Here is a 22,748-nt window from a genome sequence, read left to right as displayed (position 1 = left end):
AACTCTTGGCATCAACCTAGCATCGGATATGTAAAAGTTCATGGATTGGTTTCAGGAAATTGACGGGTATTGCGAACGCCTGTCGCCCGCCTATTGGGCCGAGCCGATCAACGCGGTGACAAACGCGGCGTTTCTGATCACGGCGTTCATCATGTGGCGGCGCGTGCGCGGGCAGGGGATGCCGCTGGCGATGGGCTTGGTGGTCATCCTCGCGGTAATCGGGGTGGGCAGCTATCTGTTCCACACCCATGCGCAGGTCTGGGCCGCAATGGCCGACATCGCGCCGATTCTGCTGTATATTCTGGTCTATATCTTCGCGATCAATCGGGATGTCTGGCACATGCGGACGGTCTATGCCCTGATCGTCACCGTCCTGTTCGTGCCCTATGCCGCAGCCACGATCCCCCTGTTCCAGTTCATTCCGGGTCTGGGCGGGTCGTCGGCATATGCCCCGGTGCCGCTGCTGATTCTGATCTACGCATTTCTGCTGCGCAATCGCGTGCCCGAAACAGCCTGCGGCCTTGCAATCGGGGCGGTCATCCTGATCGCCTCAATCACTTTCCGGGCTCTGGACGAACCCCTTTGCGCCCAGCTTCCACTGGGCACACATTTCATGTGGCACATCCTGAACGCCACAATGCTGGGCTGGATGATCGAGGTCTATCGCAGGCACATGGCCCGCGCGCCTCAGTCTTGAAGCTCAGATTTGAAAGGCAGAGGCCAGATGCTCGGGCAGGTCGAATTCGGACAGGACCCGGGTGCGGCCCTCGGCCGACATCTTGCGGGCGGTCTTTTCGACGATGCTTTGGATTTTCTCGGCTGAGTGTTTCGCGGCGAAGGGTGCGAAGTACCATTTCAGGAACACGAAACAGATCACATCTTCCAGCGCCTGAACCTCGTCGTCCCGCTTGATGCCCTGTTTGCGCAGCATCCGTCCGGCGGCTTCGATCTCATCCGCGCCGTAACCGGCCTGTTCCATCATCGCCATGACGACCTCGGCGTGATGGACACCTTGCGCTTTGCGCCAGGCCAGATACCCGGCGCGGCCCTCGGGGTATTCGCTACGCGCCAGCTTCCAGCGCTCGACGTGCTGACCCCGAGCCGCAATCTGCAGCACGTCCGAAGCGTTCGGGAAAAGCCTGTCCATCTCGGCGCTCATGCGCTGGCCATACAGCAGCTCGATCGGCTGGCCGTCATCAAGGTTGGGGTCTTGGGTGTTGGCCGCATCAATTGCGTCCAGAACTGCTTGTTTGCGCGCGCTCATCTACTGCTCCGTTGGCTTGCCGAACCTGAGTTCGGCCCGGCGGATCACTTTGTTCACCCTAGCGGTTGGACGCAATAAGCGCAGCAGTCAATTGCAGTTTTTCCGGGCCGGGCGTCGAATACCCGACCCGGACAGGGGGTCATGTCATTTACCCAGCTTGGCCTGATCCTGCGTGACAGGTTGAGAGACAGTTTCGGGGAATGTCAGGTCGCGTGTCAGGGTGTTCATGGTGGGGCCAAAGGCCTGCGCCTGGGCGGCAAGAACCGTGGTGGCAAATACAAAAGCAGTCATGAACGTTTTCATTGTCTTTCTCCGGTTAATGGCTGTGCCGTAACATTTGAAATGAACAGTTCGGTTTACTTTTTCAATGCGCGAAATGAACTAATCGGTTTACTTTTGCGTATAGGGGATATGCAAAATTGAATGGCAGTTACCATGCGCAGGTCGAAACGGGACGGATCGATTCCCAGCCGGTCTTGCGACCCGGACCCCAGACAGGTAAATGCCCCCTAACGCATATGAGGTTTTCCGATGTCGATTGACCAAAGCACCGCCGCCAAGGTGGCCAAACTGGCCCGGATCAAGGTCGAGGATGACGCGCTGCCCGCGCTGGCGTCCGAGTTCAACACCATCCTCGGGTTCATCGAGCAACTGAACGAAGTGGATGTCGAAGGCGTCGAGCCGATGGTCTCGGTCGAGCCGATGCGCCTGAAACGTCGCGAGGATGTGGTCACCGACGGAAACCAGCAGGACAAGGTTCTGGCCAACGCCCCCGACGCGCGCGAGGGCTTTTTCGCAGTCCCCAAAGTGGTGGAGTAAGACATGAGCGATCTGAACAAACTGGGCCTGGCCGAGGCCCGCGACGCGCTGCGCAAGGGTGAAGTGACCTCGGTCGAGCTGACCGAATCCTGCCTGAAGGCCATTGATGAGGCCGACGCGCTGAACGCTTTTGTCCATAAGACGCCCGAGATCGCGCTGGAACGCGCCAAGGCTGCGGATGAGCGGATCAAGGGCGGCGACGCGCCGTCGATGTGCGGCCTGCCGATTGGCATCAAGGATCTGTTCTGCACCAAAGGCGTGCCCTCGCAGGCGGCCTCGAAGATTCTGGAAGGGTTCAAGCCCGAATACGAATCCACCGTGTCGCAGCAACTGGCCGACGCCGGTGCCGTGATGCTGGGCAAGCTGAACATGGACGAGTTTGCCATGGGCTCGTCCAACGAAACATCGGTCTATGGCAACGCGGTCAGCCCGTGGCGCCGGGGCAATGACGACGCGCAGCTGACACCGGGTGGCTCATCGGGTGGTTCGGCTTCGGCTGTCGCCGCTGATCTGTGTCTGGCCGCGACCGGCACCGACACAGGCGGCTCGATCCGTCAGCCTGCTGCCTTTACCGGCATCACCGGCATCAAACCGACCTATGGCCGCTGCTCGCGTTGGGGCATCGTGGCCTTTGCCTCTTCGCTGGATCAGGCCGGTCCGATGACCAAGAACGTGCGCGACGCGGCGATCATGCTGGAAACCATGTGCGGTCACGACCCCAAGGATTCGACCAGCGCCGAACTGGCCGTGCCGAATTTTGAGGCGATGCTGACCGGCGACATCAAAGGCAAGAAGATCGGTATCCCGAAAGAATACCGCATGGATGGTATGCCCGCCGAGATCGAAAAGCTCTGGGCCGACGGTGCCGAGATGCTGAAAGCCGCGGGTGCCGAGATTGTCGATATCTCGCTGCCGCACACCAAATACGCGCTGCCTGCTTATTACGTGATTGCTCCGGCCGAGGCATCCTCGAACCTGGCGCGCTATGACGGTGTCCGCTATGGCCGCCGCGCTACGCTGGCGCAGGGAGACGGCATCACCGAGATGTACGAGAAAACCCGCGCCGAGGGCTTCGGCCACGAGGTACAGCGCCGCGTCATGATCGGCACCTATGTGCTGTCCGCAGGTTTCTACGATGCCTATTACAACCGCGCGCGCCGCGTCCGCACCTTGATCAAGAAAGACTTCGAGGATGTCTTTGCCGCAGGTGTCGATGCGATCCTGACTCCGGCCACGCCGTCGGCGTCCTTTGGTCTCGGCGAAATGACCGAGGCCGATCCGGTTCAGATGTATCTCAACGACGTCTTCACCGTGACGGTGAACCTTGCCGGCCTGCCGGGTGTTTCGGTGCCTGCTGGCCTGGACAAGCAAGGTCTGCCGCTTGGCCTGCAACTGATCGGGCGCCCGTGGGAAGAGGGTGATCTGCTGAACACGGCCTACGCGTTGGAGAACGCAGCCGGGTTTGTGGCCAAGCCGGGCAAATGGTGGTAAGCCTCAGGTCAGGCAAGACAACACAAGACGGAGCAGCTGGATGCGCTTTACGCTTCTGATCCCCGCAATCGGGTTGGTGGCCGCCTGTGATACGGTGGCACCGGTAGGTGGCCCGGATTTCAACACGCCCGCTTATCAGGCGCAGCGTGAGGCGCAATTGGCAGGGCAGGGATATACCGGAAACCCGTTGCTTGGCCCCTCTGAGGTGACCGAGGAACAACTGGGCGCGCCCGGCTCTGGCGCCCCTCTGCCAACCGGCGAAAATGCCGACCTTGCGTCTGCAACCGCAGCCGCGCTGGCCACCACATCCGGGCAACCCACATATGTACCGCCTGCGTCGCCCGTCGAGGACCCCATCAACAGCGGAATCTCCGACGAACAGGATTTCGATGCGGTTTCGGATCGCAGAACCATCGAATCCGATGCAGCGCGGATCGAACAGAACCGTCAGACCTATGAGGTTGTTGCACCAACCGCCGTTCCCGCGCGTGGTTCGGACGGTCAGCCCAATATCGTGCAATATGCGCTGAACACCTCGAACCCGGTCGGAACCCAGCTCTACAGCCGCGCCGGGTTTAATCTGCAGGCCAAGGCGCAACGCAACTGCGCCCGCTACCCGTCGGCCGACCAAGCTCAGATCGATTTCCTGTCCAATGGCGGCCCGCAAAAGGATCGCAAAGGCCTGGACCCGGATGGTGACGGTTTCGCCTGCGGTTGGGACCCAAGCGCGTTCCGCAGTGCCGTCAACAACTGAACCACCGACACCCATCTGGCACCCGTCCCCGAATTATGGCGAGCGAAGGGACGGGCTGACTCCGTCCTTGGTGGTCATCCACTACACCGCAATGGACAGCGCACAAGCGGCGCTGGATCGCTTGTGTAACCCCGAACATGAGGTCTCGGCCCACTACTTGATCGGCGGAGACGGCACGCTTTGGCAGATGGTACACGAGGAACACCGCGCCTGGCACGCAGGTGCAGGCGAGTGGCACGGCCAAAGCGATATCAACTCCCGCTCAATCGGTATCGAACTGGACAATACCGGGGCGCATCCGTTTTCAGAGCCTCAGATAGCAGTGCTTGAAACCTTGCTGCGCCAGATCCTGATACGGTGGTCGATCAGCCCGGACCACGTGATCGGCCATTCCGACATGGCGCCGGGTCGAAAATGCGACCCCGGACCCCGATTCCCGTGGCAACGACTGGAACATCAGAACCTTGCAGGCCGTCGTGGAGTGGGAGAAGCTCCGCAAAACCCGACAATGCAATCATTCCGGGCCGCGGCCCGCGCCGCTGGGTATACACTTGAGGCCGACGACAACACGCTGCTGGCCGCAGTTCGCCTCAGATCCCGCCCATGGGCCAAAGGCCCGTTAGAGCCTGCTGATTTCTCGCCATTGGGCCATGCGGCGCTATGGACCTGATCCGCTCTTCATCTGGCTAAAAATATCTCGGGGTAGAATTGGCCGCAGGCCAAGAAGGGGCTGGCCCCTTCACGCCCTAACCACTTGACGCCACCCAACCCAAAGCATACCCACCGCACTGCGCGGAGGGCCGGATGGCCGCTGGGGCGTAAGCCCGAGAGGAAAGTCCGGACTCCACAAGACAACGGTGCCGGGTAACGCCCGGGCGGGGCAACCCGACGGAAAGCGCCACAGAAATCAGACCGCCCGCGACTTCGGTCAACGGTAAGGGTGAAACGGTGGGGTAAGAGCCCACCGCGCCGCTGGCAACAGGGGCGGCACGGCAAGCCCCACCGGGAGCAATGCCAAATAGGGTCCCCGCGCGGGCAGGTCGGCGTCAGCCGATACCACCGCTAAGCGCGTCTTGGCCGAGAGGGACCGGGTTGGCAGCTTGAGCCGCGCAGCAATGCGCGGCCTAGAGGAATGGTCATCGAAGGGGGCAACCCCGGAACAAGATCCGGCTTACAGGCCCTCCGCGCGTCTTTCCAATCACTTGCCCGGTGGAGCATAGGCGCCGGTCAGTTTCGCGGCTTTCTTGGTGACGGCGACAAAATCCTTCGCCTTCCAGGCGCGTACCGTATGGACTTTTGACACCGCGCCTGATGCCGCAACCGCCATTCCAACTGCCACGGCATCCGTGCCGTCCGGTGCTTCGCTGATGACCACAACGTCATTTTCGCCCGTCGTCATATAGAAACCTAAAAGCTTGCCGCCGACCTTTTTTAGCAAAGCCCTGACAGGTGCCGTACGGTCCACAGGCTTTTTCAGCATCCCCTTGACTCCATCCTGCGAATAGGACGCGTAGGTAATGAAAATAGGCATGTCTAACTCCTGTAAAAGTTGATGCAGGACCTTTAATCAGGCTGGCCCTTTAGCCTTCTTGCACGTGTCAGCCTGCCGCCCGCGACCGGTCAACGCCGCTCTGAGACCGGGAACACGCATGTGAACCCGGCCGGTAATGGGCAGATTGATCGCCTTGACTGTCAGGAGCGAATTGCGAAAGCAGTCACGCCCCCCAAGTTTTTCCCGGTCTCGGTTCCCGGGAACATGCGAAGAAGTTTGCGTCGTCGGAGACCTGGATTCGAAGACATACCGCGTCGCCATCCCGCCGGTGTCTTCACCTGTCATGACAACTTCCCCCAAAGTGATCATTTCGATTCTGCTGGCAGAACGTCTCGCCTGGTTGCGGCGCCTCGGGGTTCGAGCCTGATGTCGGCTTCTTTTTCTAGAGTATAATCGCGTGAGCATATCACAGAACCGTGAGCCGACCAAACCGGGGCGGGCTTCGAGTGCAGGATTTGTGCGCTTTCCGGGCGGAATCCGGTTGACTCGGCTGCGCGACCGGGTAAAAGCGCACGCTCATAGGAATTCAACCGAAAGGCCCCTGCCTTTTCGGACGCAGGAGATAACCATGGCGAAGCCGACGACAATCAAGATCCGTCTGAACTCGACCGCGGGCACGGGCCACTTCTACGTGACCAAGAAAAACGCGCGCACCATGACCGAGAAGATGACCGTTCGTAAATACGACCCGGTTGCTCGGAAGCATGTCGAGTACAAAGAAGGCAAGATTAAGTAATCTGCCGTCCAGCTTGGACAGTTTCAAAGGGTTCTGCCTCGGCAGGGCCCTTTTTCGTTGCGGGCCATTTTGGAGCGGGTTTCATGGCGCTTCACGCCGTTGCAACGAAGCATCAGCGGGCAGGGCAATCGGGTCCGCAGTGGGTTGCTTTTTGCAGAGGCTTGCCCATACGCTTCAACAAACCGTTCCAAAATGTTGGCCGTCATGAAAAAAATCTTGTTTTCCACAATGACCGTTCTGGCCCTTGCGGCCTGCGAAGACCCCTATAACCGCGAAGGCGTCGGGTTCACGGGGATCGATGGTGAACCCCGTTCTATCTCGGATGTGCAGGGCGCGGCTGCCTTCCTGTCACCTGCGACGAATGTTCCGGCTGAACTGGCCGTGCTGCCCGCAGTTCCTGTAGTAACCGACCAGACCGATCCGCAGAAAGTGGCGCGTGTCGCAATCGACAATGGCGGGCGCAGCGACACTGATGCGGTGGTTCTGACCGGGTCGGACACCAACCTGTTCCTGAGCACGGTCAACGTGAACGGTACTCTGTACGGCGTCCTGCGCACAGCGAACAACAGCACTCGCGTGGATAACGCGATCGGTGCAACGTTTGGCCGCGATGCCGAGCAGTTCACCGGCTGCCTGCCGGCGGGTGATGTGTATCGCAAGGGCAATTCCGATCGTAGTTCGGGTTTCGCCGTAGCGCTGAACTGCAGCTGACCGAACAAACATATGCAATGATTGAGGCCCCGCCATCTGGACGGGGCCTTTTTTGTACGTGCCGGGGCGGCGGAGCACAGGGCGTATTGGTCGATTTTCCAACCCATCAAAAGAAAAGGGCGGGTCCGCAAAGACCCGCCCTTTGGACATTTATGTCGCTGTAGCCTTATTCGCGGCTGCCGAAGAGCTGCAGCAGGAACATGAACATGTTGATGAAGTCCAGATACAGGCTCAGCGCACCCATGATAGCGGCTTTACCCAGCCATTCCTGATCGCCCGAGTGAGCCATCTGGAGGTAGGTGTTCTTGATGCTCTGCGTGTCATAGGCTGTCAGACCGGCGAAGATCAGAACGCCGATGATCGAGATGGCAAATGCCATCGCAGAGGACGCCAGGAAGATGTTGACAATCATCGCGACGATCAGACCGATCAGGCCCATCATCAGGAACGTGCCCATGCCCGACAGGTCTTTCTTGGTGATGTAACCATAGAGAGACAGGCCCGCGAAGGCGATGGATGTGATCAGGAACACCTGAATGATCGACTGCCCGGTAAAGACCAGGAAAATCCAGCTGATCGACACGCCCATAACGGCCGCGAACACATAGAATACCGTCTGTGCCGCTGCTGCGGACAGGCGATTGATACCGGCGCTGAAGCCGAACACAAAGGCCAGCGGGGCAAACATGATGACCCACTTGAGGGGCGAGGCGAACAGTGTTGCACCGAACTGTGTCAGATAAGTGCTTGCACTGATCTGATATTCTGTCGGGACGGACGAAACCGCCAGACCGGCAATTGCCCAGGCCGCTGCAAACGTAATCAGCATGCCTACGGACATCGTGCCGTAGACTTTGTTCATGTGGGCGCGCAGGCCCTCGTCAATCTGGGCAGCGCGCGCGCCGGTCGCCGTCCGGATCGTGTCAAATTGTGCCATAAAAGGGTCTCCCTTCACATAATTCTTGTCGTGGTCCGAAAATCGGACCCCGTTCCTCGCAAATATCGGCAACTGCGGGTCATGTTTCAAGGGTTTAGCGCTGGAATCCGGCTAAAACACGAAACAAAAATGGCGACCTGCGGGTGCGGGTCGCCATTCATTGAGGAAAGGTGAGTGTCAGATTCATTTTTGCCAGAATTCCGGCGCATCCCAAAGGGGACGCGCGGCTTCGGCTTGGGCCTGTTCACGCGTGATTCCGATATCTTCCAGCGCCCGGGCGTCCAGCCTTGCCAGAGTACGACGCTGGCGGTGCAGGGAAAGTGCATCCCACAGCAGGGTCAGGCCGCGGCGGCGGCGGGGCGGGCAGGGTCTGTTAATCGCAATTTGGGTCATAATGTATGTCCTTTCATGGTTTCTCGATGAATTTTTGTCGTTTCATCAAGTTCCTTGATTTATATGGCGCAATGGGGCACATTTTGAAAATGAATGTTTATGAAGTGACACATAAGGATTCGTGAAGATGCGAAATCTGGACATTACAACCTTGCGTTCTTTTGTGGCGGTGGCGGATCAGGGTGGCGTGACACGCGCCGCCGGGTTCCTGCACCTGACGCAATCTGCCGTTTCGATGCAGTTGAAGCGGCTGGAAGAATTGCTGGGCCTTGAGCTACTGGACCGCAGCGGCCGCACCATCGCGCTGACCGCGTCCGGTGAACAACTGCTGGCCTATGCCCGCCGCATGATCGCGCTGAATGATGAGGTGATCTCGAAACTCACCGATCAGGCGTTCGAGGGTGAAGTGGTGCTGGGCGTGCCACATGACATCGTTTACCCGGCGATTCCCCGGGTGTTGCAGCGGTTCAATGCGGATTTCCCGCGGGTGCGGGTGCAATTGGTGTCTTCATACTCGCTGCAACTGAAAGACATGCTCAAACGCGGCGAATGTGACCTGATCCTGACGACCGAAGCGAATGGGGGCGAGGGGGCGGAAACCATTGCCGAGCTGCCGCTGCGCTGGATTGGTGCGCCTGGCGGGTCGGCCTGGCGCAAACGGCCAATCCCCATTGCGGTTGGGCGTCGTTGCATGTTCCGGCCGCAGATGATCGCGGCGCTGGATGAAGCAGGCCTTCCGTGGGAGCTGTCGGTGGAAACTGAAAACGACCGCACCATCGAGGCGACCGTGTCTGCCGATCTGGCGATTCACGCCATGCTGGATGGCACCGAGGCCGCGCATCTGGTGCAGATCGATGACGGCGGTGTGCTGCCCGATTTGCCTGCGCATATGATCAACCTGTACGGCGGGGAGCCCGGACGTGGCCCCGTGGTCGAGGCGCTGGCCGATCTCGTCCGGCAGAATTTCCGTATGCTCGGCAGCAGCCCCCTGAAGGCCGTTGTCGGCTAAGGCGTGATCACGACCTTGCCGGTCGCCGTACGGTCTCGAAGCAGTTGCAGACCTTTTTCGGCGTCCGACAAGGGCAGGACGTGGCTGATATGGGGCTTGATTTTCCCCTCGGCGTGCCAGCGAAACAGAGTCTCAAAGCTGTTCTGCACGATCTGAGGCCGGAAGGTCAGGTACCCTCCGATGTAGAATCCGATCACCGTCAGGTTCTTGACCAGGAGGTGATTGGCAGGAATCTGCGGAACCTCTCCGCCCGCAAAACCGATGGGCAGCAGGCGCCCTTCGGGGTTGGTCGCGCGGAAGGCGGCTTTGAACACATCCCCGCCGATTGCGTCATACACGACATCCGCGCCGCCAAGTTCCTTGACGCGCGTGCGCAGATCCTCGGACGCGTCGATCAGGTGGTCCGCCCCGGCGGCCTGCGCCACGGCCAGCTTGTCCGCGCCCCGGGCCTGGGCGATCACTGTTGCACTCATCAGTTTGCCGATTTCGACCGCCGTCAGGCCGACACCGCCTGCTGCGCCCGTGACCAGCAGGGTCTCGCCGGGTTGCAGGCGGGCGCGGTGATCCAATGCGATGTGGCTGGTGCCATAGGCGATCTGGATGGCGGCGGCGTCTTCGAAGCCCATCGAATCGGGCAGGGGAATTGCGCGGTCCGCGTCGAACACTCCGAACTCTGCCAGGCCGCCCTGACCGGAATAGACCGCGATCCGATCACCTGGTTGCAGGTGCGACACGCCGGGACCCGTCGCATCGACCACGCCGGCGATTTCCATACCCTGCGTGAACGGGGCGGGCGGCGTATCCTGATACGTACCCTTCTGCATCAGCAAATCTGCAAAGTTCAGGCCGCAGGCTTTGATCGCGACCCGCACCTGGCCTTCCAAAGGTTGAGGGACGTCCATTTCGCAAAGCCGGGCGGCGGCGCCTTGGGACAGAATTCTGTAGGCCAGCATGAATGTGCTCCTGTGGTTTGGGGCATAGGTTCTTGCTGCTTGGGGTTTGTCAATCTCTTACCCGGCAAGAGGGCGTGGCAGCCACGTCAGCCTTACCTGACGGCAGGGACGTGTGCGGGCCTTGTGCGGCACAACTTTAAATCTCTGCGCCGCGAAACGGATTCAACCTCCTTGAAAAAATACCTGAAAAGCGCAATATTGTCTGAGGTGCTGATTTGGGGGCATGTTCCTAATTAGGAAGTAGTTAAGGGCGGCTCGCTAGTGTTGCGTAAAAAGGCAGGTCGCGCACTCAGATCGGTTGTGTGTGTAGTTTAGAGGAGAATACCAATGACCCATCACGTCGATGTCCATGTGGGCAAGCGCGTCCGGCATCGCCGCTGGCTGATTGGCATGACCCAGCAGCAGTTGGCGCAGCAAGTTGGTATTAAGTTTCAACAGATTCAGAAATACGAGACAGGTGCCAACCGCATCAGCGCTTCCCGTTTGTGGGACATCGCCGAGGCATTGGATGTGCCTGTCAGCTTTTTCTTTGAAGGTCTGGAAGAGGCCGAAAAAGAAGCAACCGGCAAGAAATCGGTTCCGGCTGATCTGATGGGGGACAAGGAAGCTCTGGATCTGGTGCGTTCCTACTATGCGATCCCTGAAAACCAGCGCCGCCGCCTGTTCGAGCTCGCCCGTGTGCTGAGCGACGTCGCCTGAGCGAACGGGGTTGACTCTGGCACGCGCGGGCCGCACGGGTAGCGTATGCAAGAGACTATTCTAAGCGATCAGGAAGTTGCTGAAGAAATGGCCGACGCTGCGCGCGCGGCCATTCTTCCGTTTTTCAGACAATCCAATCTTGAGGCCGACAACAAACTGGACGAGGGGTTCGACCCTGTAACGGTTGCCGACCGGAATGCCGAGCAGGCCATGCGCGCGGTTCTGGCCAAGCACCGGCCCGATGACGGTATCTTTGGCGAAGAGTTCGGCCAGGTTCAGGGCAGCAGCGGCCGGACATGGGTACTGGACCCGATCGACGGCACCCGCGGTTTCATAAGCGGCACGCCCACTTGGGGTGTATTGATCGCGCTAAGCACGCAGGACGGCCCGATCATGGGCGTCATTGACCAGCCCTATGTCGCTGAGCGTTTCGTGGGATCTGCCGACATCGCGCAGGTGACCGGCCCTACCGGCACCGCACCACTGAAGACCCGCCCGACATCCGATCTAAACCAGGCGATTCTGTTCACCACTTTCCCCGAGGTCGGCACCCCCGACGAACGCGCCGGGTTCGAGGCCGTGGCGCAGCATGTGCGGCTGACGCGATATGGCATGGATTGTTATGCCTATGCTTTGTTGGCTGCGGGGCAGGTCGATTTGGTGATCGAGGCTGGCCTCAACGCTTATGATATTCAGGCACCGATCGCGGTGATCGAAGCCGCAGGCGGTGTTGTCACCAATTGGCAGGGTGGTCCGGCGCATGAAGGTGGCCGCGTTTTGGCGGCCGCGAACGCTGAACTACACGCGGCAGCGCTGGAGCTTTTACGCAAGCACTGAAAAATGATTGCCGGGTCCAAACCAGTCGGGTAGGATTTGCCTGGCTGGTTCTTGTACCCGTTTTCCGCCAGCCAAAGCTCTTCTTGCACGAAACGGGTGTATCGCAAGGAGGGCGGAATGACCGAAACCCTGATCAAGAACGCAGACACCATCCTGACGATGGATGACTCGCGCCGTGAACTTTCTGGCGCGGATATCCTGATCCGTGGCGGGAAGATCGTGCAGATCGGCCACGGCCTGCAGACCACTGGCGAGGTTCACGATGCCGCCGGGTGCGTTGTGACGCCGGGCTTGGTGAACACCCATCACCACCTGTATCAAACCCTGACGCGCGCGGTGCCCGGCGGACAGGATGCGCTTTTGTTCGGCTGGTTGAAAACGCTCTATCCAATCTGGTCCCGCTTTGGACCGGAAGAGATGTTTGTCTCGGCCCAGATCGGTCTGGCCGAACTGGCGCTGTCCGGATGCACGCTCAGTTCTGACCACCTGTACTTGTACCCGAACGGCGCGCGGCTGGATGACACGATTGCCGCGGCGGCTGAGATTGGCTTGCGGTTCCACCCTACGCGCGGTGCCATGAGCATTGGAGAAAGTGACGGCGGCCTGCCGCCGGACGCGCTGGTCGAAGGTGAGGCCGCGATCCTCGAAGACATGATCCGCGTCGTCGATGCGTTTCACGATCCATCCGAGGGCGCAATGTGCCGCGTCGGACTGGCACCGTGTTCTCCGTTCTCGGTCAGCCGCGACCTGATGCGTGATGCAGCAATTCTGGCGCGTGACAAGGGGGTGATGCTGCACACCCATCTGGCGGAAAACGATGAAGACATCGCCTATTCGCAGGCGCAGTTCGGCTGTCGCCCGGGGCAATATGCCGAGGATCTGGGCTGGACCGGTTCGGATGTCTGGCACGCCCATTGCGTCAAACTGGACGGGGCCGAGATCGACCTGTTTGCCAAAACCCAAACCGGTGTTGCCCATTGCCCCTGTTCCAATTGCCGTCTGGGGTCGGGTATCGCGCCGGTTCGCGCCATGCGTGATCGCGGCGTTCCGGTTGGTCTGGGGGCGGATGGCTCGGCCAGCAACGACAATGGCAACCTCGTCCTCGAGGCGCGGCAGGCCATGCTATTGCAACGGGTCGCAAACGGTGCGGATGCGATGTCGTCTCGGGAAGCGCTGGAGATTGCCACGCGCGGTGGTGCCGACGTTCTGAACCGCCCCGATTGTGGAAGGCTGGAACCCGGCAAGCGCGCCGACATTGCTGTTTGGGACACGCGCGGCATCGAAAGCGCGGGCAGTTGGGACCCGGCGGCGTTGCTATTGTCCGGGCCGATGAATGTGAAGCATCTGTTCGTGGAAGGACGCCAGATTGTCCGCCACGGGCAAGTTACGACGGTAGACCTGCCAAGGGTCATCAAGCGTCAGAACGGTCTGGCGCAGGCGTTGCAACATTAGGCTGAGTATCGCCAGCCTTCACAAGGCTGGGTGCGGTGGCTGATTGGCTGGAACAGCAAGCGAAGACACCCTGTGGTGAGGTCGTTGGAGCGGCCGGATTTTTGAGAAACCTGCGCTTTTGTCGTATCTTTCCATCATTTTAGAAGGAGTGGATAGATGAAATTTCAAGCAATTTCTGTTGGCGCTGCCGTCCTGATCGTTCTGAATTCAGCAACCGCCTGGGCTGGCCCCAAACCGCAAGGTGCGAAACCCGCCGACCCCAATGTGATTGCACAGCTCTAGGGGGTTAAGACGCAAATCTGGCGCAGTTGGCCGGACGACAAGGAATGGTGGCGGGCAACCGTGGATAGCACCCTAATGAAGGGTGACAAATTCAAATCGAAGAAACGGAGAAATATACGGAAGTTAGGCTTATAGGCTTCCGTTCACCTTCGACCAATCGGGGTATTCGGGCAGCGGTCATCCAGCTGCCCGATGGTGTGAACAAGAAGCCTTTGGCGCCTTCGGGTCCGGTTCGGCCTCAAATCTAGGCGATGCACGTTTTACCGTGCGACGGGCTCTCCGCCGATCCAAACCGCCGAGATCGCGCGGTCGTCGCCCATCATAATGGTGGGGAAGATGGCTTCCCACAGGTCGTCGGCGCAGGCCTCGCGCTGGGCAATGGCCGGGGTCGAGGCGAGGTCGAGGACAATCAGATCGGCCTCCATCCCCGGTGCGATATTGCCGACGCATTCGTCCATCCGCAATGTGCGCGCAGACCCTACGGTGCCTAGCCACAACAACTGCGCGGCGTGCAAAGGTGCGCCCCGCAGTTGCCCGATTTCATAGGCGGCAGCCATCGTGCGCAGCATCGAAAAGCTGGACCCGCCGCCGGTATCCGTCGCAAGCCCGACCCGGTGACCGTCACGCATCAGCCCGGTCATGTCGAACAGACCCGAGCCGATGAAGGTGTTCGAGGTCGGGCAGTGAATCAGCGCCGCGTCCACCTCTCGCAGCCGGTCGCGTTCGCGGGATTCCAGGTGGATGACGTGGCCGTAGACACCGTGCGCGCCCAGCAGGCCGAATTTCTCGTAGGTATCCAGATAGTCGCGCGCTTCGGGGAACAGCTCGCGGACCCAGGCAATCTCGTCTGTTTGTTCGCTCAGGTGGGTTTGCATCAGGCAATGCGGATGTTCGGCCCAGAGCGCGCCCATCGCCTCAAGCTGTTCGGGCGTGGAGGTGGGGGAAAAGCGTGGGGTGATGGCATAAGACAACCGGTCGACTCCGTGCCATTTCTCCAGCAAGGCTGCTGACTGGTCATAGGCCGTTTGAGCGGTGTCCCGCAGCCCCTCGGGCGCATTGCGGTCCATGCAGGTTTTACCGGCAACCACACGTTGATTGCGCTGTTGCGCAGCGGTGAAGAAGGCATCGACGCTTTCGGGATGAATGGTGCAGAAACTGCACATGGTCGTCGTGCCGTGCGCCGCCGTCAGGTCCAGATACCGGTTGGCGATCTCGGACGCATAGGCGGGGTCGCCGAATTTCATCTCTTCGGGGAAAGTATAGGTGTTCAGCCAGTCGATCAGGCGCTTGCCCCAACTGGCGATCATTGCCGTCTGCGGATAGTGGACATGGGCGTCCACGAACCCGGCCATGATGACGTGCTGGCCGTAGTCGATCAGGTCTGCGTTCGGATGGGCGGCGCGCAGGCTGTCGGCATCCGCCACGGCGGCAATGCGGCCGTTTTCGACCAGAACCGCCTCGCTGAATTTCACGGCTTCGGTCGGCTCACCTTCGAACGGGGAACCGGTGAAACTCAGAACACGCCCTTTCAGCAGCGTTTTTTGCGCCATTTTCCTTCATCTCCGCGTGTATGGGACTGCGAAACAGCATAGGCGGGCGAAACTTGTCGGTAAATCGCCGCATTGTCATTGTTTTCCGGTAGCAGCTTCTTCTAATTAGGGGCCAATGACCGAATGATACGGGGGCAGACATGACGACAGGCTTTGATGAACCCGTAAACGAGTCCACCAGTGACGACGATGTCTATGCGCTGGATCGCAAGACAGTTGCGGCCATTCTGTACGCGGTTGATGTAGACGACCGCGACAAGCTGGTTGAGCTGATGGAGCCGCTACACCCGGCCGACATCGCCGACCTTTTGGAACAGATCAATCCCTATGACCGTGCCCGCCTGATCCGCCTGTACGACAAGGAATTCGACGGCGACATCCTCTCGGAACTCGATGAGGCGGTGCGCGAAGAGATCATCGGAATCCTGAAGCCCGACGTTCTGGCAGACGCTGTCCGTGACATGGAAAGCGACGATGTTGTCGACCTGCTGGAAGACCTTGAAGAGCCGCAGCAGGAGGCCATCCTTGACGCGCTGGAGGATTCCGAACGGGTCGCGGCTGAACAGGCGCTGTCCTACCCCGAGAACTCGGCCGGCCGTCTCATGCAGCGCGAAGTGGTCATGGCGCCCGAGCATTGGGCGGTGGGGCAAGCCATCGACTTCATGCGGGCCAATGACGATTTGCCGGAACAGTTCTATCACGTGGTATTGGTCGATCCGCGGTTGAAACCCGTGGCGCAGGTCACGCTGGGCAAGCTGATGGCGACCCGGCGCGACGTGCCGCTGCACGACATCGCCGAAGAGGAATTCCACTCCATCCCCGTCGATCAGGACGAAGAGGATGTGGCCTATGCCTTCAACCAGTACCACCTGATCTCGGCTCCGGTGGTCGATGCAGATGGGCGGCTGGTCGGTGTAATCACCATCGACGACGCGATGGTCGTTCTGGATGAAGAGCACGAAGAAGACATTCTGCGCCTTGCAGGCGTGAGCGACGAAAGCTCGATCTCGGACAGCGTGGCGGCCACTAGCCGGCGGCGTTTGCCGTGGCTGGCGGTGAACCTGTGTACGGCGATCTGTGCTTCGCTGGTGATTTCACAGTTCGAGGCGGCGATTGATCAGTTGGTGGCGCTGGCGATTCTGATGCCGATCGTGGCGTCAATGGGAGGCAATGCCGGGACGCAATCACTGACAGTGGCCGTGCGGGCGCTGGCGACGCGCGACCTGACCAACGCCAACGTCATGCGCGTGATCCGGCGAGAGTTGCTGGTGGGGATGCTGAACGGGCTGTGTTTTGCCATCGTCCTGGGGACGGTGGGGATGATGTGGTTCGATTCTCCGATGTTGGGTGTCGTGATCGGATCGGCCTTGGTCGTGAATATGATCATCGCGGGCTTTGCAGGTACGGTAGTACCGGTGGTGCTGGACCGCATGGGCGTTGACCCTGCGCTGGCGTCGGGGACTTTTGTGACAACCACAACGGATGTCATGGGGTTCTTCATTTTTCTGGGGCTTGCCAGCGTGGTGCTACTGTGACCGATCTGACCGACATCAAAGCCGCCGCGCGCAAGGCGGCTTTTGCGCGCCGCAAGGCTGCGTTTGACACCCGTTTGCCCGGAGCCGCCGGGCGTCTGTCCGAAGTTCTGGCCGGGCATCGGGGCGTGCCCCTGTCGGGTTATATGCCGATCCGGACCGAAATTGATCCGCTGGCTGCGATGGCCGAAGCCTCGGCTTATGGCCCGGTTGGTGTGCCGGTGATCCAAGCCGCCGGGCAACCGCTGAAGTTTTCGCGCTGGACGCCCGAAGGGGTGCTGAAAGACGGGCCTTTCGGCGCCAAGGTGCCCGAGGTCGATGACTATTTTGACCCCGAAATTCTGATCGTACCTCTGGTCGCCTTCGATGCGCAGGGCGGGCGGCTGGGCTATGGCGGCGGGTTCTATGACCGCACGCTGGAAGGGCTGCGCGCCAAGCGCCCGACGCTGGCCATCGGGTTTGCCTTTGACGCGCAAGAGGCCGAAGGGCTGCCGCTGGAGCCCACCGATCAGCCGCTGGATATGGTGATCACAGAAAGCCGGGTATTGACCTTTTCGAGCTGATTACCTCAGGTCGGGCTGTTTTCGCGGAAATACTCCCAGGCATCGACTTCGCGCCCATCCGGCAGAATGCAGACGCCCGATTGCCCGTTGTCGCCGTCGCGGATTTCGTATTTCGCACCGCTTTCCACGCAGAAGGTGGCTGCTGGGTTCGCCAGTTCGGCGGATGAATCCGATGTAGGGACGTCATCACAAGCAGCGAGTGCGATCAGGCCAAGAGCGACAATAAGGGGGCGAGGCATCAAGAATCTCCTGTTGAAAGGGCTTTGGCAGTTTATGCAGGCAGCTTAACCACTTGTGCTTGGCCATGACCACACTTAGGACAGGTCGGATGAGGATACTTTTTCTGGGTGACGTCATGGGACGTGCGGGACGCACGGCCGTACAGCAACATCTGCCGCGTCTGCGCGATGAATGGCGGCTGGATTTTGTTGTGGTCAACGGCGAGAACGCCTCGAACGGGATGGGTCTGACCGGAGATCACGCCAAGCTGCTGCTGGACGCCGGTGCGGATTGTCTGACGCTGGGCGACCATGCCTTCGACCAGAAAGACATGCTGCAGTTCATCGAGAAAGAGGCGCGCATCGTACGCCCGGTGAACTTTGCCAAAGGCGCGCCGGGGCGGGGACATCGCTTGTTCAACGCACCCGGAGGCCGCAAGGTGCTGGTCGTGCAGGTGCTGGGGCAGGTGTTCATGAAACGGCCCTTCGATGATCCCTTCTCGGCCATTGAACCGATCCTCAAATCCCATCCGCGCGGGGGGCAGGCGCAGGCAATCATCGTTGATATGCATTGCGAGGCAACGTCCGAGAAGATGGCGATGGGCCACTATTGCGACAAGCGCACCAGCCTTGTGGTGGGGACGCACACCCATGTGCCAACGGCAGACGCGCAGATCCTGCCGGGTGGTACCGCCTATCTGACCGATGCAGGGATGTGCGGGGACTATGACTCGGTGATCGGCATGGACAAGGTCGAACCGATGCGCCGCTTCATCACCGGAATGCCCAAGGCTCGGTTCACGCCGGCAAATGGCGAGGCAACGCTGAGCGGTGTGTTTGTCGAAACCGATGACCGCGACGGGCAGGCAAAATCTGTGCAGATGGTGCGCGTAGGCGGGCGCCTGCAACAAGCTGGGCCGCAGTAAGGCTTGCTCTGCCGCGCGCAATGCGGGAAACTGCCCGACGGGCGCGCAAGCCAGGCCAAGGTTCGGACACAAAACCAAGAATGCAATTCCTTCAACTGACAGAAACGGGCAGCGCGATATTGGCGCTGATGGTCGTTGCGGGCATGTTCGTCATGTTCCTGCGCGAGGTTTACCCGACCGAGGTTGTCGCCATCGGTGGTGTTGCCATCATGCTGGTGACGGGCATTCTGCCGTATCAGAGCGCGCTGGCCGTGCTGTCCAACCCCGCGCCCTGGACGATTGCGGCGATGTTCATCATCATGGGGGCCTTGGTGCGTACCGGGGCGCTGGATGCGTTTACCTCGACTGCGCAAAAGCAGGCACAGGTGAATCCGCGCTTTGCCATCGGACTGTTGATGGCGTTTGTCGTGTTGGCCTCGGCCGTGGTGTCGAACACGCCGGTCGTGGTCGTGATGATCCCGGTCTTTGTGCAGATCGCGCGCACGCTGAACGTTCCGGCCTCTAAACTGCTGATCCCGCTGAGCTATGCGGCAATTCTGGGCGGTACGCTGACCCTGATCGGGACCTCGACCAACCTGCTGGTGGACGGTGTGGCCCGGGCGCAGGGGATGAAGGCGTTCTCGATCCTCGAGGTTACGCCGCTGGGCATCGCGTTGGTGATCTATGGCATGGTCTACCTGCGTTTCATCGCGCCGCGCCTGTTGCCGGACCGCGACAGCATGGCCTCGCTGCTGTCCGACCGGTCCAAGATGAAGTTTTTTACCGAAGCCGTCATCCCCCCCGAAAGCAACCTGATCGGGCGAGAAGTGACGGGGGTGCAGCTGTTCAAACGCCCCGGTGTGCGTCTGATCGACGTGATCAGAGGCGACGAGTCGCTGCGGCGCAACCTCAAAGGGGTCGAGCTGAAACTCGGCGATCGCGTGGTTCTGCGTACTGAAATGACCGAGTTGCTGAGTCTGCAAAGCAACAAGGAACTCAAGCGCGTCGATCAGGTTTCGGCAGTTGAGACCAAAACGGTCGAGGTCCTGATCACACCCGGCTGCCGTATGGTCGGTCGAACGCTTGGCGCGCTGCGCCTGCGCCGCCGATATGGTGTCTATGTGCTGGCGGTGCATCGGCGGAACCAGAATATCGGGCGTCAGCTGGATGATCTGGTGGTCCGCGTCGGCGATACGCTGCTGCTGGAGGGGTCCCCTGCAGATATCCAAAAGCTGGCGTCTGACATGGATATGGTCGACGTCACGCAACCCTCGGCCCGTGCATTCCGGCGCAGCCATGCGCCGATTGCGATTGGCGCGCTGGTGGGGATTGTCGTGCTGGCTGCTCTGGGCGTGGCGCCGATCCTGTTGCTGTCGGTTCTGGCCGTCGCGGTGGTGCTGCTGACCCGCTGCATCGACGCGGATGAGGCGTTTTCCTTTGTCGAGGGTCGCTTGCTGGCATTGATCTTTTCCATGCTGGCAATCGGTGCGGCGCTGGACAAGTCCGGGGCCGTTTCGTTGATTGTCGAAGCGATAGCGCCGGGCCTGAGTGTCCTGCCGCCCTTCCTGATCATCTGGGCCGTCTACCTGCTGACCTCGGTGCTGACTGAACTCGTGTCGAACAACGCGGTGGCCGTGGTGGTGACGCCGATTGCCATCGGTCTGGCACAGGCGGTCGGGATCGACCCGCGCCCGCTGGTTGTGGCGGTGATGGTGGCGGCCTCGGCCTCGTTCGCGACGCCGATCGGATATCAGACCAACATGATGGTTTACGGCCCCGGCGGCTACAGGTTTACAGATTTCCTCAAGGTCGGTGTGCCGCTGAACCTGACGGTCGGCTTGCTGGCCTCTTTGCTGATCCCGTTTATCTGGCCTCTTTAAGATCGGCGCGGAACCGCTGGTTTTTAGGGGCTTACCTTGTAATCTCTGATCCCACCCCAATCTTTCTCTTCAAAGCGTCTGAAGAGAAAGGACAGGATCATGCCTTTTCCAAAGATAGGTCAGGCTATTGTGGCCAGTGCGGTTGTATTGGGGTTGCTGGGCGGTCACAGCTCGGCCCAAACCACAAACGAGCCGGTGAGTCTTGAGAACACCAAGTGGTCCGCCATCGGGTTGAACGGTGGCGTTCTGGATATGGAAAAACGCCCCGAAATCGCGTTTGAGGCCGGTGGGGTATTTGGCGGCAGCGGAGGCTGCAACCGTTTCAAAGGGCAGGCTGAGATGTCGGGTGGGCAGATCGACTTTCCGGACAATATCGCAGCAACCCTGATGGCCTGCCCGCCCGAAACGGAACAGGTCGAGCGTCAGTTTTTGGACGCGCTGCAGAATGTTGTGACCTACGCAGTCGCCGGAGACAATTTGGTCATGCTGGACAGCGCAGGTGAGCCGGTGCTGAAATTCGTGAGAATGCAATAAAGCCGGGCGGTCAGGCCACCGCCCGCGACCGCCCCGCATTACGGCCTGAAAAGATACAGCCGCCCAGAAACGAGCCTTCCAGCGCGTTGTAACCGTGATAGCCGCCGCCGCCGAATCCGGCGACCTCTCCGGCGGCGAACAGGCCGGGGACGACCTGACCATCCGCGCCGATCATCTGGCTGTCGAGATTGGTTTGCAGCCCGCCCAGCGTCTTGCGTGTCAGCACGTGCAGCTTCACCGCGATCAGCGGACCGTTGGCCGGATCAAGGAATTTGTGCGGTTTGGCGGTGCGGATCAGCTTGTCCCCCCGGTAATTGCGCGCGGCAAGAATGGCTGCCATCTGCGCGTCCTTTGTGAACGGGTTGTCAACCTGACTATCCCGCGCCTCGATCTGGGCGCGCAGATGAGATTCGTCGATCAGACCGCCGCCCAACTGGTTCATGCCACTGACCAGCTCGGTCAGGGTATTGGCGACGATGAAATCCTCACCGTGTTCCTTGAAGGCCTCAACCGGTGCGGTGGCTTTTGAACCCGTCAGGACGCGCTGGAACAGCACTTCGCGCCAGCCACCATCGGTCATGTCGGGGTTCTGTTCCGAGCCGGACAGGGCGAATTCCTTCTTGATCACTTTCTGGGTCAGTACGAACCAGCTGTATTCATGACCGGTATTCAGGATTTCCCTCAACGTGCCCAGCGTATCGAATCCTGGCATACAGGGCGGTTTCAGCCGATTGCCCCGCGCGTCGAACCACATCGAGCTGGGGCCGGGCAGAATGCGGATGCCATGCGACGGCCAGATCGGGTTCCAGTTGCGCACACCTTCGGTGTAATGCCACATCCGGTCGCCGTTGATCACGTGGCCGCCAGCCTTTTCGCTGATGCCGATCATGCGACCGTCGACATGGAAGGGCACACCCGCCACCATATCCGAAGGCGGCTCGCCCAGCCGGTCGCGGGGCCAGTTCTTGCGCACCATCTCGAAATTGCCGCCAATCCCGCCTGAGGTGACGATGACCGAGGGCGCATAGACCTCGAACTCACCCACCTCATCGCGGTTGGTTTTTGCTCCGTGAGCGGCTGTATCATCGGCCAGAACCTCGCCCGACACCCCCTTGGCGCCACCGTTCTGCATGATGATATGGCTGACCTGGTGGCGGAACTTCAGTTCAATCAGCCCTGCGCTGACATGGTCCTGCACACGGCGGATGAAGTGTTTCAGAACGCCCGGCCCGGTGCCCCATGTGATATGAAACCGCGGAACCGAATTGCCGTGACCATCCGCATAAGATCCTCCGCGCTCGGCCCAGCCGACGATGGGGAACCAGCGCAGGCCCATCTCATGCAGCCAGGGGCGCATTTCTCCGGCGGCGAATTCCACATAGGCCTCGGCCCATTTACGTGGCCAGGCGTCTTCGGCGCGGTCGAACTGCGCGCTGCCCATCCAGTCGCGTAAGGCCAGATCGTGGCTGTCTTTGATCCCCATCCGCCGCTGTTCCGGTGTATCGACCATGAACAGCCCGCCAAGGCTCCAGAACGCTTGTCCACCCAAAAAATGTTCGGGCTCCTGATCCAGCACGATCACTTTCTTGCCGCGGTCCCCCAACTCGGCTGCGGCAGCCAGCCCGGCCAAACCAGCCCCCACGACGATTGCATCAGCAGTGTTGTTGGTCATGTCTT

General features: G+C 60.3%; 26 protein-coding genes and 1 other RNA gene. 18 read left to right on the top strand and 9 right to left on the bottom strand.

Annotated elements, in window-relative coordinates; genetic code table 11:
- Positions 1–40 precede the first annotated feature (40 nt).
- Entirely contained in the window at positions 41–697 is a 657-nt protein-coding gene (locus GOX88_RS07105; RefSeq protein WP_170400490.1) for a ceramidase domain-containing protein, read from the top strand.
- Positions 698–700: 3 nt separating this feature from the next.
- Here the strand turns inward: GOX88_RS07105 and GOX88_RS07100 are convergent, their stop codons facing one another.
- On the bottom strand, positions 701–1,264 hold the full coding sequence (locus GOX88_RS07100) for a DUF4202 domain-containing protein (RefSeq protein ID WP_170400489.1): 564 nt from the start codon (positions 1,262–1,264) through the stop codon (positions 701–703).
- Positions 1,265–1,408: 144 nt separating this feature from the next.
- Positions 1,409–1,567 carry a hypothetical protein gene (locus GOX88_RS07095; protein WP_217354194.1) on the bottom strand — a complete coding sequence of 53 codons (159 nt, stop codon included), beginning with the start codon at positions 1,565–1,567 and terminating at the stop codon, positions 1,409–1,411.
- Between the two features lie 228 nt (positions 1,568–1,795).
- On the opposite strand from GOX88_RS07095, the gene gatC reads away from it, so the two are divergent.
- The 5 genes from gatC to rnpB all read left to right on the top strand — a co-directional run bounded on the left by gatC (position 1,796) and on the right by rnpB (position 5,518).
- Complete coding sequence (gene gatC / locus GOX88_RS07090; protein ID WP_170325838.1) at positions 1,796–2,083, top strand: Asp-tRNA(Asn)/Glu-tRNA(Gln) amidotransferase subunit GatC; 288 nt, start codon at positions 1,796–1,798, stop codon at positions 2,081–2,083.
- A 3-nt stretch (positions 2,084–2,086) separates the two neighbouring features.
- Positions 2,087–3,574: an Asp-tRNA(Asn)/Glu-tRNA(Gln) amidotransferase subunit GatA gene (gene gatA / locus GOX88_RS07085; RefSeq protein WP_170400488.1), complete on the top strand. Its 1,488-nt coding sequence runs from the start codon at positions 2,087–2,089 to the stop codon at positions 3,572–3,574.
- Between the two features lie 40 nt (positions 3,575–3,614).
- Positions 3,615–4,328, top strand: a complete 714-nt coding sequence (locus tag GOX88_RS07080; RefSeq protein WP_170400487.1) for a hypothetical protein — start codon at positions 3,615–3,617, stop codon at positions 4,326–4,328.
- Positions 4,267–4,998 carry an N-acetylmuramoyl-L-alanine amidase gene (locus GOX88_RS07075; RefSeq protein WP_170400486.1) on the top strand — a complete coding sequence of 244 codons (732 nt, stop codon included), beginning with the start codon at positions 4,267–4,269 and terminating at the stop codon, positions 4,996–4,998. Before GOX88_RS07080 ends, GOX88_RS07075 begins: the two co-directional genes overlap by 62 nt.
- Before the next feature lie 122 nt (positions 4,999–5,120).
- Positions 5,121–5,518: RNase P RNA component class A (gene rnpB, locus GOX88_RS07070), an RNA gene on the top strand.
- 8 nt (positions 5,519–5,526) lie between these two features.
- Here the strand turns inward: rnpB and GOX88_RS07065 are convergent.
- Positions 5,527–5,859, bottom strand: a complete 333-nt coding sequence (locus GOX88_RS07065) for a GYD domain-containing protein (protein WP_170400485.1) — start codon at positions 5,857–5,859, stop codon at positions 5,527–5,529.
- 589 nt (positions 5,860–6,448) lie between these two features.
- Here GOX88_RS07065 and rpmG point away from each other — a divergent pair.
- Complete coding sequence (gene rpmG / locus GOX88_RS07060) at positions 6,449–6,616, top strand: 50S ribosomal protein L33 (RefSeq protein WP_005630270.1); 168 nt, start codon at positions 6,449–6,451, stop codon at positions 6,614–6,616.
- A gap of 204 nt (positions 6,617–6,820) precedes the next feature.
- Positions 6,821–7,327, top strand: a complete 507-nt coding sequence (locus tag GOX88_RS07055) for a hypothetical protein (protein WP_217354193.1) — start codon at positions 6,821–6,823, stop codon at positions 7,325–7,327.
- 166 nt (positions 7,328–7,493) lie between these two features.
- Here GOX88_RS07055 and GOX88_RS07050 read toward each other — a convergent pair whose 3' ends face one another.
- Entirely contained in the window at positions 7,494–8,264 is a 771-nt protein-coding gene (locus GOX88_RS07050; protein WP_170400483.1) for a Bax inhibitor-1/YccA family protein, read from the bottom strand.
- 183 nt (positions 8,265–8,447) lie between these two features.
- Positions 8,448–8,657, bottom strand: a complete 210-nt coding sequence (locus tag GOX88_RS07045; RefSeq protein ID WP_170400482.1) for a DUF1127 domain-containing protein — start codon at positions 8,655–8,657, stop codon at positions 8,448–8,450.
- Between the two features lie 127 nt (positions 8,658–8,784).
- On the opposite strand from GOX88_RS07045, the gene GOX88_RS07040 reads away from it, so the two are divergent.
- Complete coding sequence (locus tag GOX88_RS07040; RefSeq protein ID WP_170400481.1) at positions 8,785–9,666, top strand: LysR family transcriptional regulator; 882 nt, start codon at positions 8,785–8,787, stop codon at positions 9,664–9,666.
- On the opposite strand, the gene GOX88_RS07035 is transcribed toward GOX88_RS07040, so the two are convergent.
- Complete coding sequence (locus GOX88_RS07035; RefSeq protein WP_170400480.1) at positions 9,663–10,619, bottom strand: NADPH:quinone oxidoreductase family protein; 957 nt, start codon at positions 10,617–10,619, stop codon at positions 9,663–9,665. The two genes, GOX88_RS07040 and GOX88_RS07035, sit on opposite strands and share 4 nt — an antisense overlap.
- A gap of 327 nt (positions 10,620–10,946) precedes the next feature.
- On the opposite strand from GOX88_RS07035, the gene GOX88_RS07030 reads away from it, so the two are divergent.
- From GOX88_RS07030 to GOX88_RS23630, 4 genes are all read left to right on the top strand, one after another.
- Positions 10,947–11,318 (top strand): helix-turn-helix domain-containing protein, encoded by a 372-nt coding sequence (locus GOX88_RS07030; protein WP_058280151.1) that lies wholly within the window; start codon positions 10,947–10,949, stop codon positions 11,316–11,318.
- Positions 11,319–11,363: 45 nt separating this feature from the next.
- The gene (hisN, locus tag GOX88_RS07025) at positions 11,364–12,155 is read left to right on the top strand and encodes a histidinol-phosphatase (protein WP_170400479.1); all 792 of its coding nucleotides are present in this window, start codon (positions 11,364–11,366) and stop codon (positions 12,153–12,155) included.
- A gap of 117 nt (positions 12,156–12,272) precedes the next feature.
- Positions 12,273–13,607, top strand: coding sequence for an 8-oxoguanine deaminase (locus GOX88_RS07020; protein WP_170400478.1), 1,335 nt, complete (start codon positions 12,273–12,275; stop codon positions 13,605–13,607).
- Positions 13,608–13,763: 156 nt separating this feature from the next.
- Positions 13,764–13,889, top strand: coding sequence for a hypothetical protein (locus GOX88_RS23630; RefSeq protein ID WP_302478179.1), 126 nt, complete (start codon positions 13,764–13,766; stop codon positions 13,887–13,889).
- 260 nt (positions 13,890–14,149) lie between these two features.
- Here GOX88_RS23630 and guaD read toward each other — a convergent pair whose 3' ends face one another.
- The gene (gene guaD, locus GOX88_RS07015; RefSeq protein WP_170400477.1) at positions 14,150–15,439 is read right to left on the bottom strand and encodes a guanine deaminase; all 1,290 of its coding nucleotides are present in this window, start codon (positions 15,437–15,439) and stop codon (positions 14,150–14,152) included.
- A gap of 140 nt (positions 15,440–15,579) precedes the next feature.
- Here guaD and mgtE point away from each other — a divergent pair, with 140 nt between their 5' ends.
- Together mgtE and GOX88_RS07005 are read left to right on the top strand one after the other, a co-directional pair.
- Complete coding sequence (gene mgtE, locus GOX88_RS07010; RefSeq protein ID WP_170400476.1) at positions 15,580–16,974, top strand: magnesium transporter; 1,395 nt, start codon at positions 15,580–15,582, stop codon at positions 16,972–16,974.
- Positions 16,971–17,534 carry a 5-formyltetrahydrofolate cyclo-ligase gene (locus tag GOX88_RS07005; RefSeq protein WP_170400475.1) on the top strand — a complete coding sequence of 188 codons (564 nt, stop codon included), beginning with the start codon at positions 16,971–16,973 and terminating at the stop codon, positions 17,532–17,534. The genes mgtE and GOX88_RS07005 overlap by 4 nt, the downstream gene beginning before the upstream one ends.
- A gap of 5 nt (positions 17,535–17,539) precedes the next feature.
- On the opposite strand, the gene GOX88_RS07000 is transcribed toward GOX88_RS07005, so the two are convergent.
- Positions 17,540–17,773, bottom strand: a complete 234-nt coding sequence (locus GOX88_RS07000; RefSeq protein ID WP_170400474.1) for a putative hemolysin — start codon at positions 17,771–17,773, stop codon at positions 17,540–17,542.
- Positions 17,774–17,862: 89 nt separating this feature from the next.
- On the opposite strand from GOX88_RS07000, the gene GOX88_RS06995 reads away from it, so the two are divergent.
- The 3 genes from GOX88_RS06995 to GOX88_RS06985 all read left to right on the top strand — a co-directional run bounded on the left by GOX88_RS06995 (position 17,863) and on the right by GOX88_RS06985 (position 21,071).
- Positions 17,863–18,678: a TIGR00282 family metallophosphoesterase gene (locus GOX88_RS06995; protein WP_170400473.1), complete on the top strand. Its 816-nt coding sequence runs from the start codon at positions 17,863–17,865 to the stop codon at positions 18,676–18,678.
- A gap of 80 nt (positions 18,679–18,758) precedes the next feature.
- Positions 18,759–20,537 (top strand): SLC13 family permease, encoded by a 1,779-nt coding sequence (locus GOX88_RS06990; protein WP_170400472.1) that lies wholly within the window; start codon positions 18,759–18,761, stop codon positions 20,535–20,537.
- A gap of 99 nt (positions 20,538–20,636) precedes the next feature.
- Complete coding sequence (locus tag GOX88_RS06985; RefSeq protein WP_170400471.1) at positions 20,637–21,071, top strand: META domain-containing protein; 435 nt, start codon at positions 20,637–20,639, stop codon at positions 21,069–21,071.
- A gap of 10 nt (positions 21,072–21,081) precedes the next feature.
- Here GOX88_RS06985 and GOX88_RS06980 read toward each other — a convergent pair whose 3' ends face one another.
- Positions 21,082–22,743: an FAD-binding dehydrogenase gene (locus GOX88_RS06980; RefSeq protein WP_170400470.1), complete on the bottom strand. Its 1,662-nt coding sequence runs from the start codon at positions 22,741–22,743 to the stop codon at positions 21,082–21,084.
- Positions 22,744–22,748: the final 5 nt, after the last annotated feature.

The sequence above is a fragment of the Ruegeria arenilitoris genome, from assembly GCF_013030985.1.
GTDB classification, from domain to species: Bacteria; Pseudomonadota; Alphaproteobacteria; order Rhodobacterales; family Rhodobacteraceae; genus Ruegeria; species Ruegeria arenilitoris_B.
Note: the sequence above shows the minus strand (reverse complement) of the source record. Positions and strands in the feature narration are given on the sequence as shown.

Coding starts and splice junctions, on each gene's coding strand:
- GOX88_RS07105 (WP_170400490.1), top strand. CDS start 41: ATGGATTGGTTTCAGGAAATTGACGGGTATTGCGAACGCCTGTCGCCC.
- GOX88_RS07100 (WP_170400489.1), bottom strand. CDS start 1,264: ATGAGCGCGCGCAAACAAGCAGTTCTGGACGCAATTGATGCGGCCAAC.
- GOX88_RS07095 (WP_217354194.1), bottom strand. CDS start 1,567: ATGAAAACGTTCATGACTGCTTTTGTATTTGCCACCACGGTTCTTGCC.
- gatC (WP_170325838.1), top strand. CDS start 1,796: ATGTCGATTGACCAAAGCACCGCCGCCAAGGTGGCCAAACTGGCCCGG.
- gatA (WP_170400488.1), top strand. CDS start 2,087: ATGAGCGATCTGAACAAACTGGGCCTGGCCGAGGCCCGCGACGCGCTG.
- GOX88_RS07080 (WP_170400487.1), top strand. CDS start 3,615: ATGCGCTTTACGCTTCTGATCCCCGCAATCGGGTTGGTGGCCGCCTGT.
- GOX88_RS07075 (WP_170400486.1), top strand. CDS start 4,267: ATGGTGACGGTTTCGCCTGCGGTTGGGACCCAAGCGCGTTCCGCAGTG.
- GOX88_RS07065 (WP_170400485.1), bottom strand. CDS start 5,859: ATGCCTATTTTCATTACCTACGCGTCCTATTCGCAGGATGGAGTCAAG.
- rpmG (WP_005630270.1), top strand. CDS start 6,449: ATGGCGAAGCCGACGACAATCAAGATCCGTCTGAACTCGACCGCGGGC.
- GOX88_RS07055 (WP_217354193.1), top strand. CDS start 6,821: ATGAAAAAAATCTTGTTTTCCACAATGACCGTTCTGGCCCTTGCGGCC.
- GOX88_RS07050 (WP_170400483.1), bottom strand. CDS start 8,264: ATGGCACAATTTGACACGATCCGGACGGCGACCGGCGCGCGCGCTGCC.
- GOX88_RS07045 (WP_170400482.1), bottom strand. CDS start 8,657: ATGACCCAAATTGCGATTAACAGACCCTGCCCGCCCCGCCGCCGCCGC.
- GOX88_RS07040 (WP_170400481.1), top strand. CDS start 8,785: ATGCGAAATCTGGACATTACAACCTTGCGTTCTTTTGTGGCGGTGGCG.
- GOX88_RS07035 (WP_170400480.1), bottom strand. CDS start 10,619: ATGCTGGCCTACAGAATTCTGTCCCAAGGCGCCGCCGCCCGGCTTTGC.
- GOX88_RS07030 (WP_058280151.1), top strand. CDS start 10,947: ATGACCCATCACGTCGATGTCCATGTGGGCAAGCGCGTCCGGCATCGC.
- hisN (WP_170400479.1), top strand. CDS start 11,364: ATGCAAGAGACTATTCTAAGCGATCAGGAAGTTGCTGAAGAAATGGCC.
- GOX88_RS07020 (WP_170400478.1), top strand. CDS start 12,273: ATGACCGAAACCCTGATCAAGAACGCAGACACCATCCTGACGATGGAT.
- GOX88_RS23630 (WP_302478179.1), top strand. CDS start 13,764: ATGAAATTTCAAGCAATTTCTGTTGGCGCTGCCGTCCTGATCGTTCTG.
- guaD (WP_170400477.1), bottom strand. CDS start 15,439: ATGGCGCAAAAAACGCTGCTGAAAGGGCGTGTTCTGAGTTTCACCGGT.
- mgtE (WP_170400476.1), top strand. CDS start 15,580: ATGACGACAGGCTTTGATGAACCCGTAAACGAGTCCACCAGTGACGAC.
- GOX88_RS07000 (WP_170400474.1), bottom strand. CDS start 17,773: ATGCCTCGCCCCCTTATTGTCGCTCTTGGCCTGATCGCACTCGCTGCT.
- GOX88_RS06995 (WP_170400473.1), top strand. CDS start 17,863: ATGAGGATACTTTTTCTGGGTGACGTCATGGGACGTGCGGGACGCACG.
- GOX88_RS06990 (WP_170400472.1), top strand. CDS start 18,759: ATGCAATTCCTTCAACTGACAGAAACGGGCAGCGCGATATTGGCGCTG.
- GOX88_RS06985 (WP_170400471.1), top strand. CDS start 20,637: ATGCCTTTTCCAAAGATAGGTCAGGCTATTGTGGCCAGTGCGGTTGTA.
- GOX88_RS06980 (WP_170400470.1), bottom strand. CDS start 22,743: ATGACCAACAACACTGCTGATGCAATCGTCGTGGGGGCTGGTTTGGCC.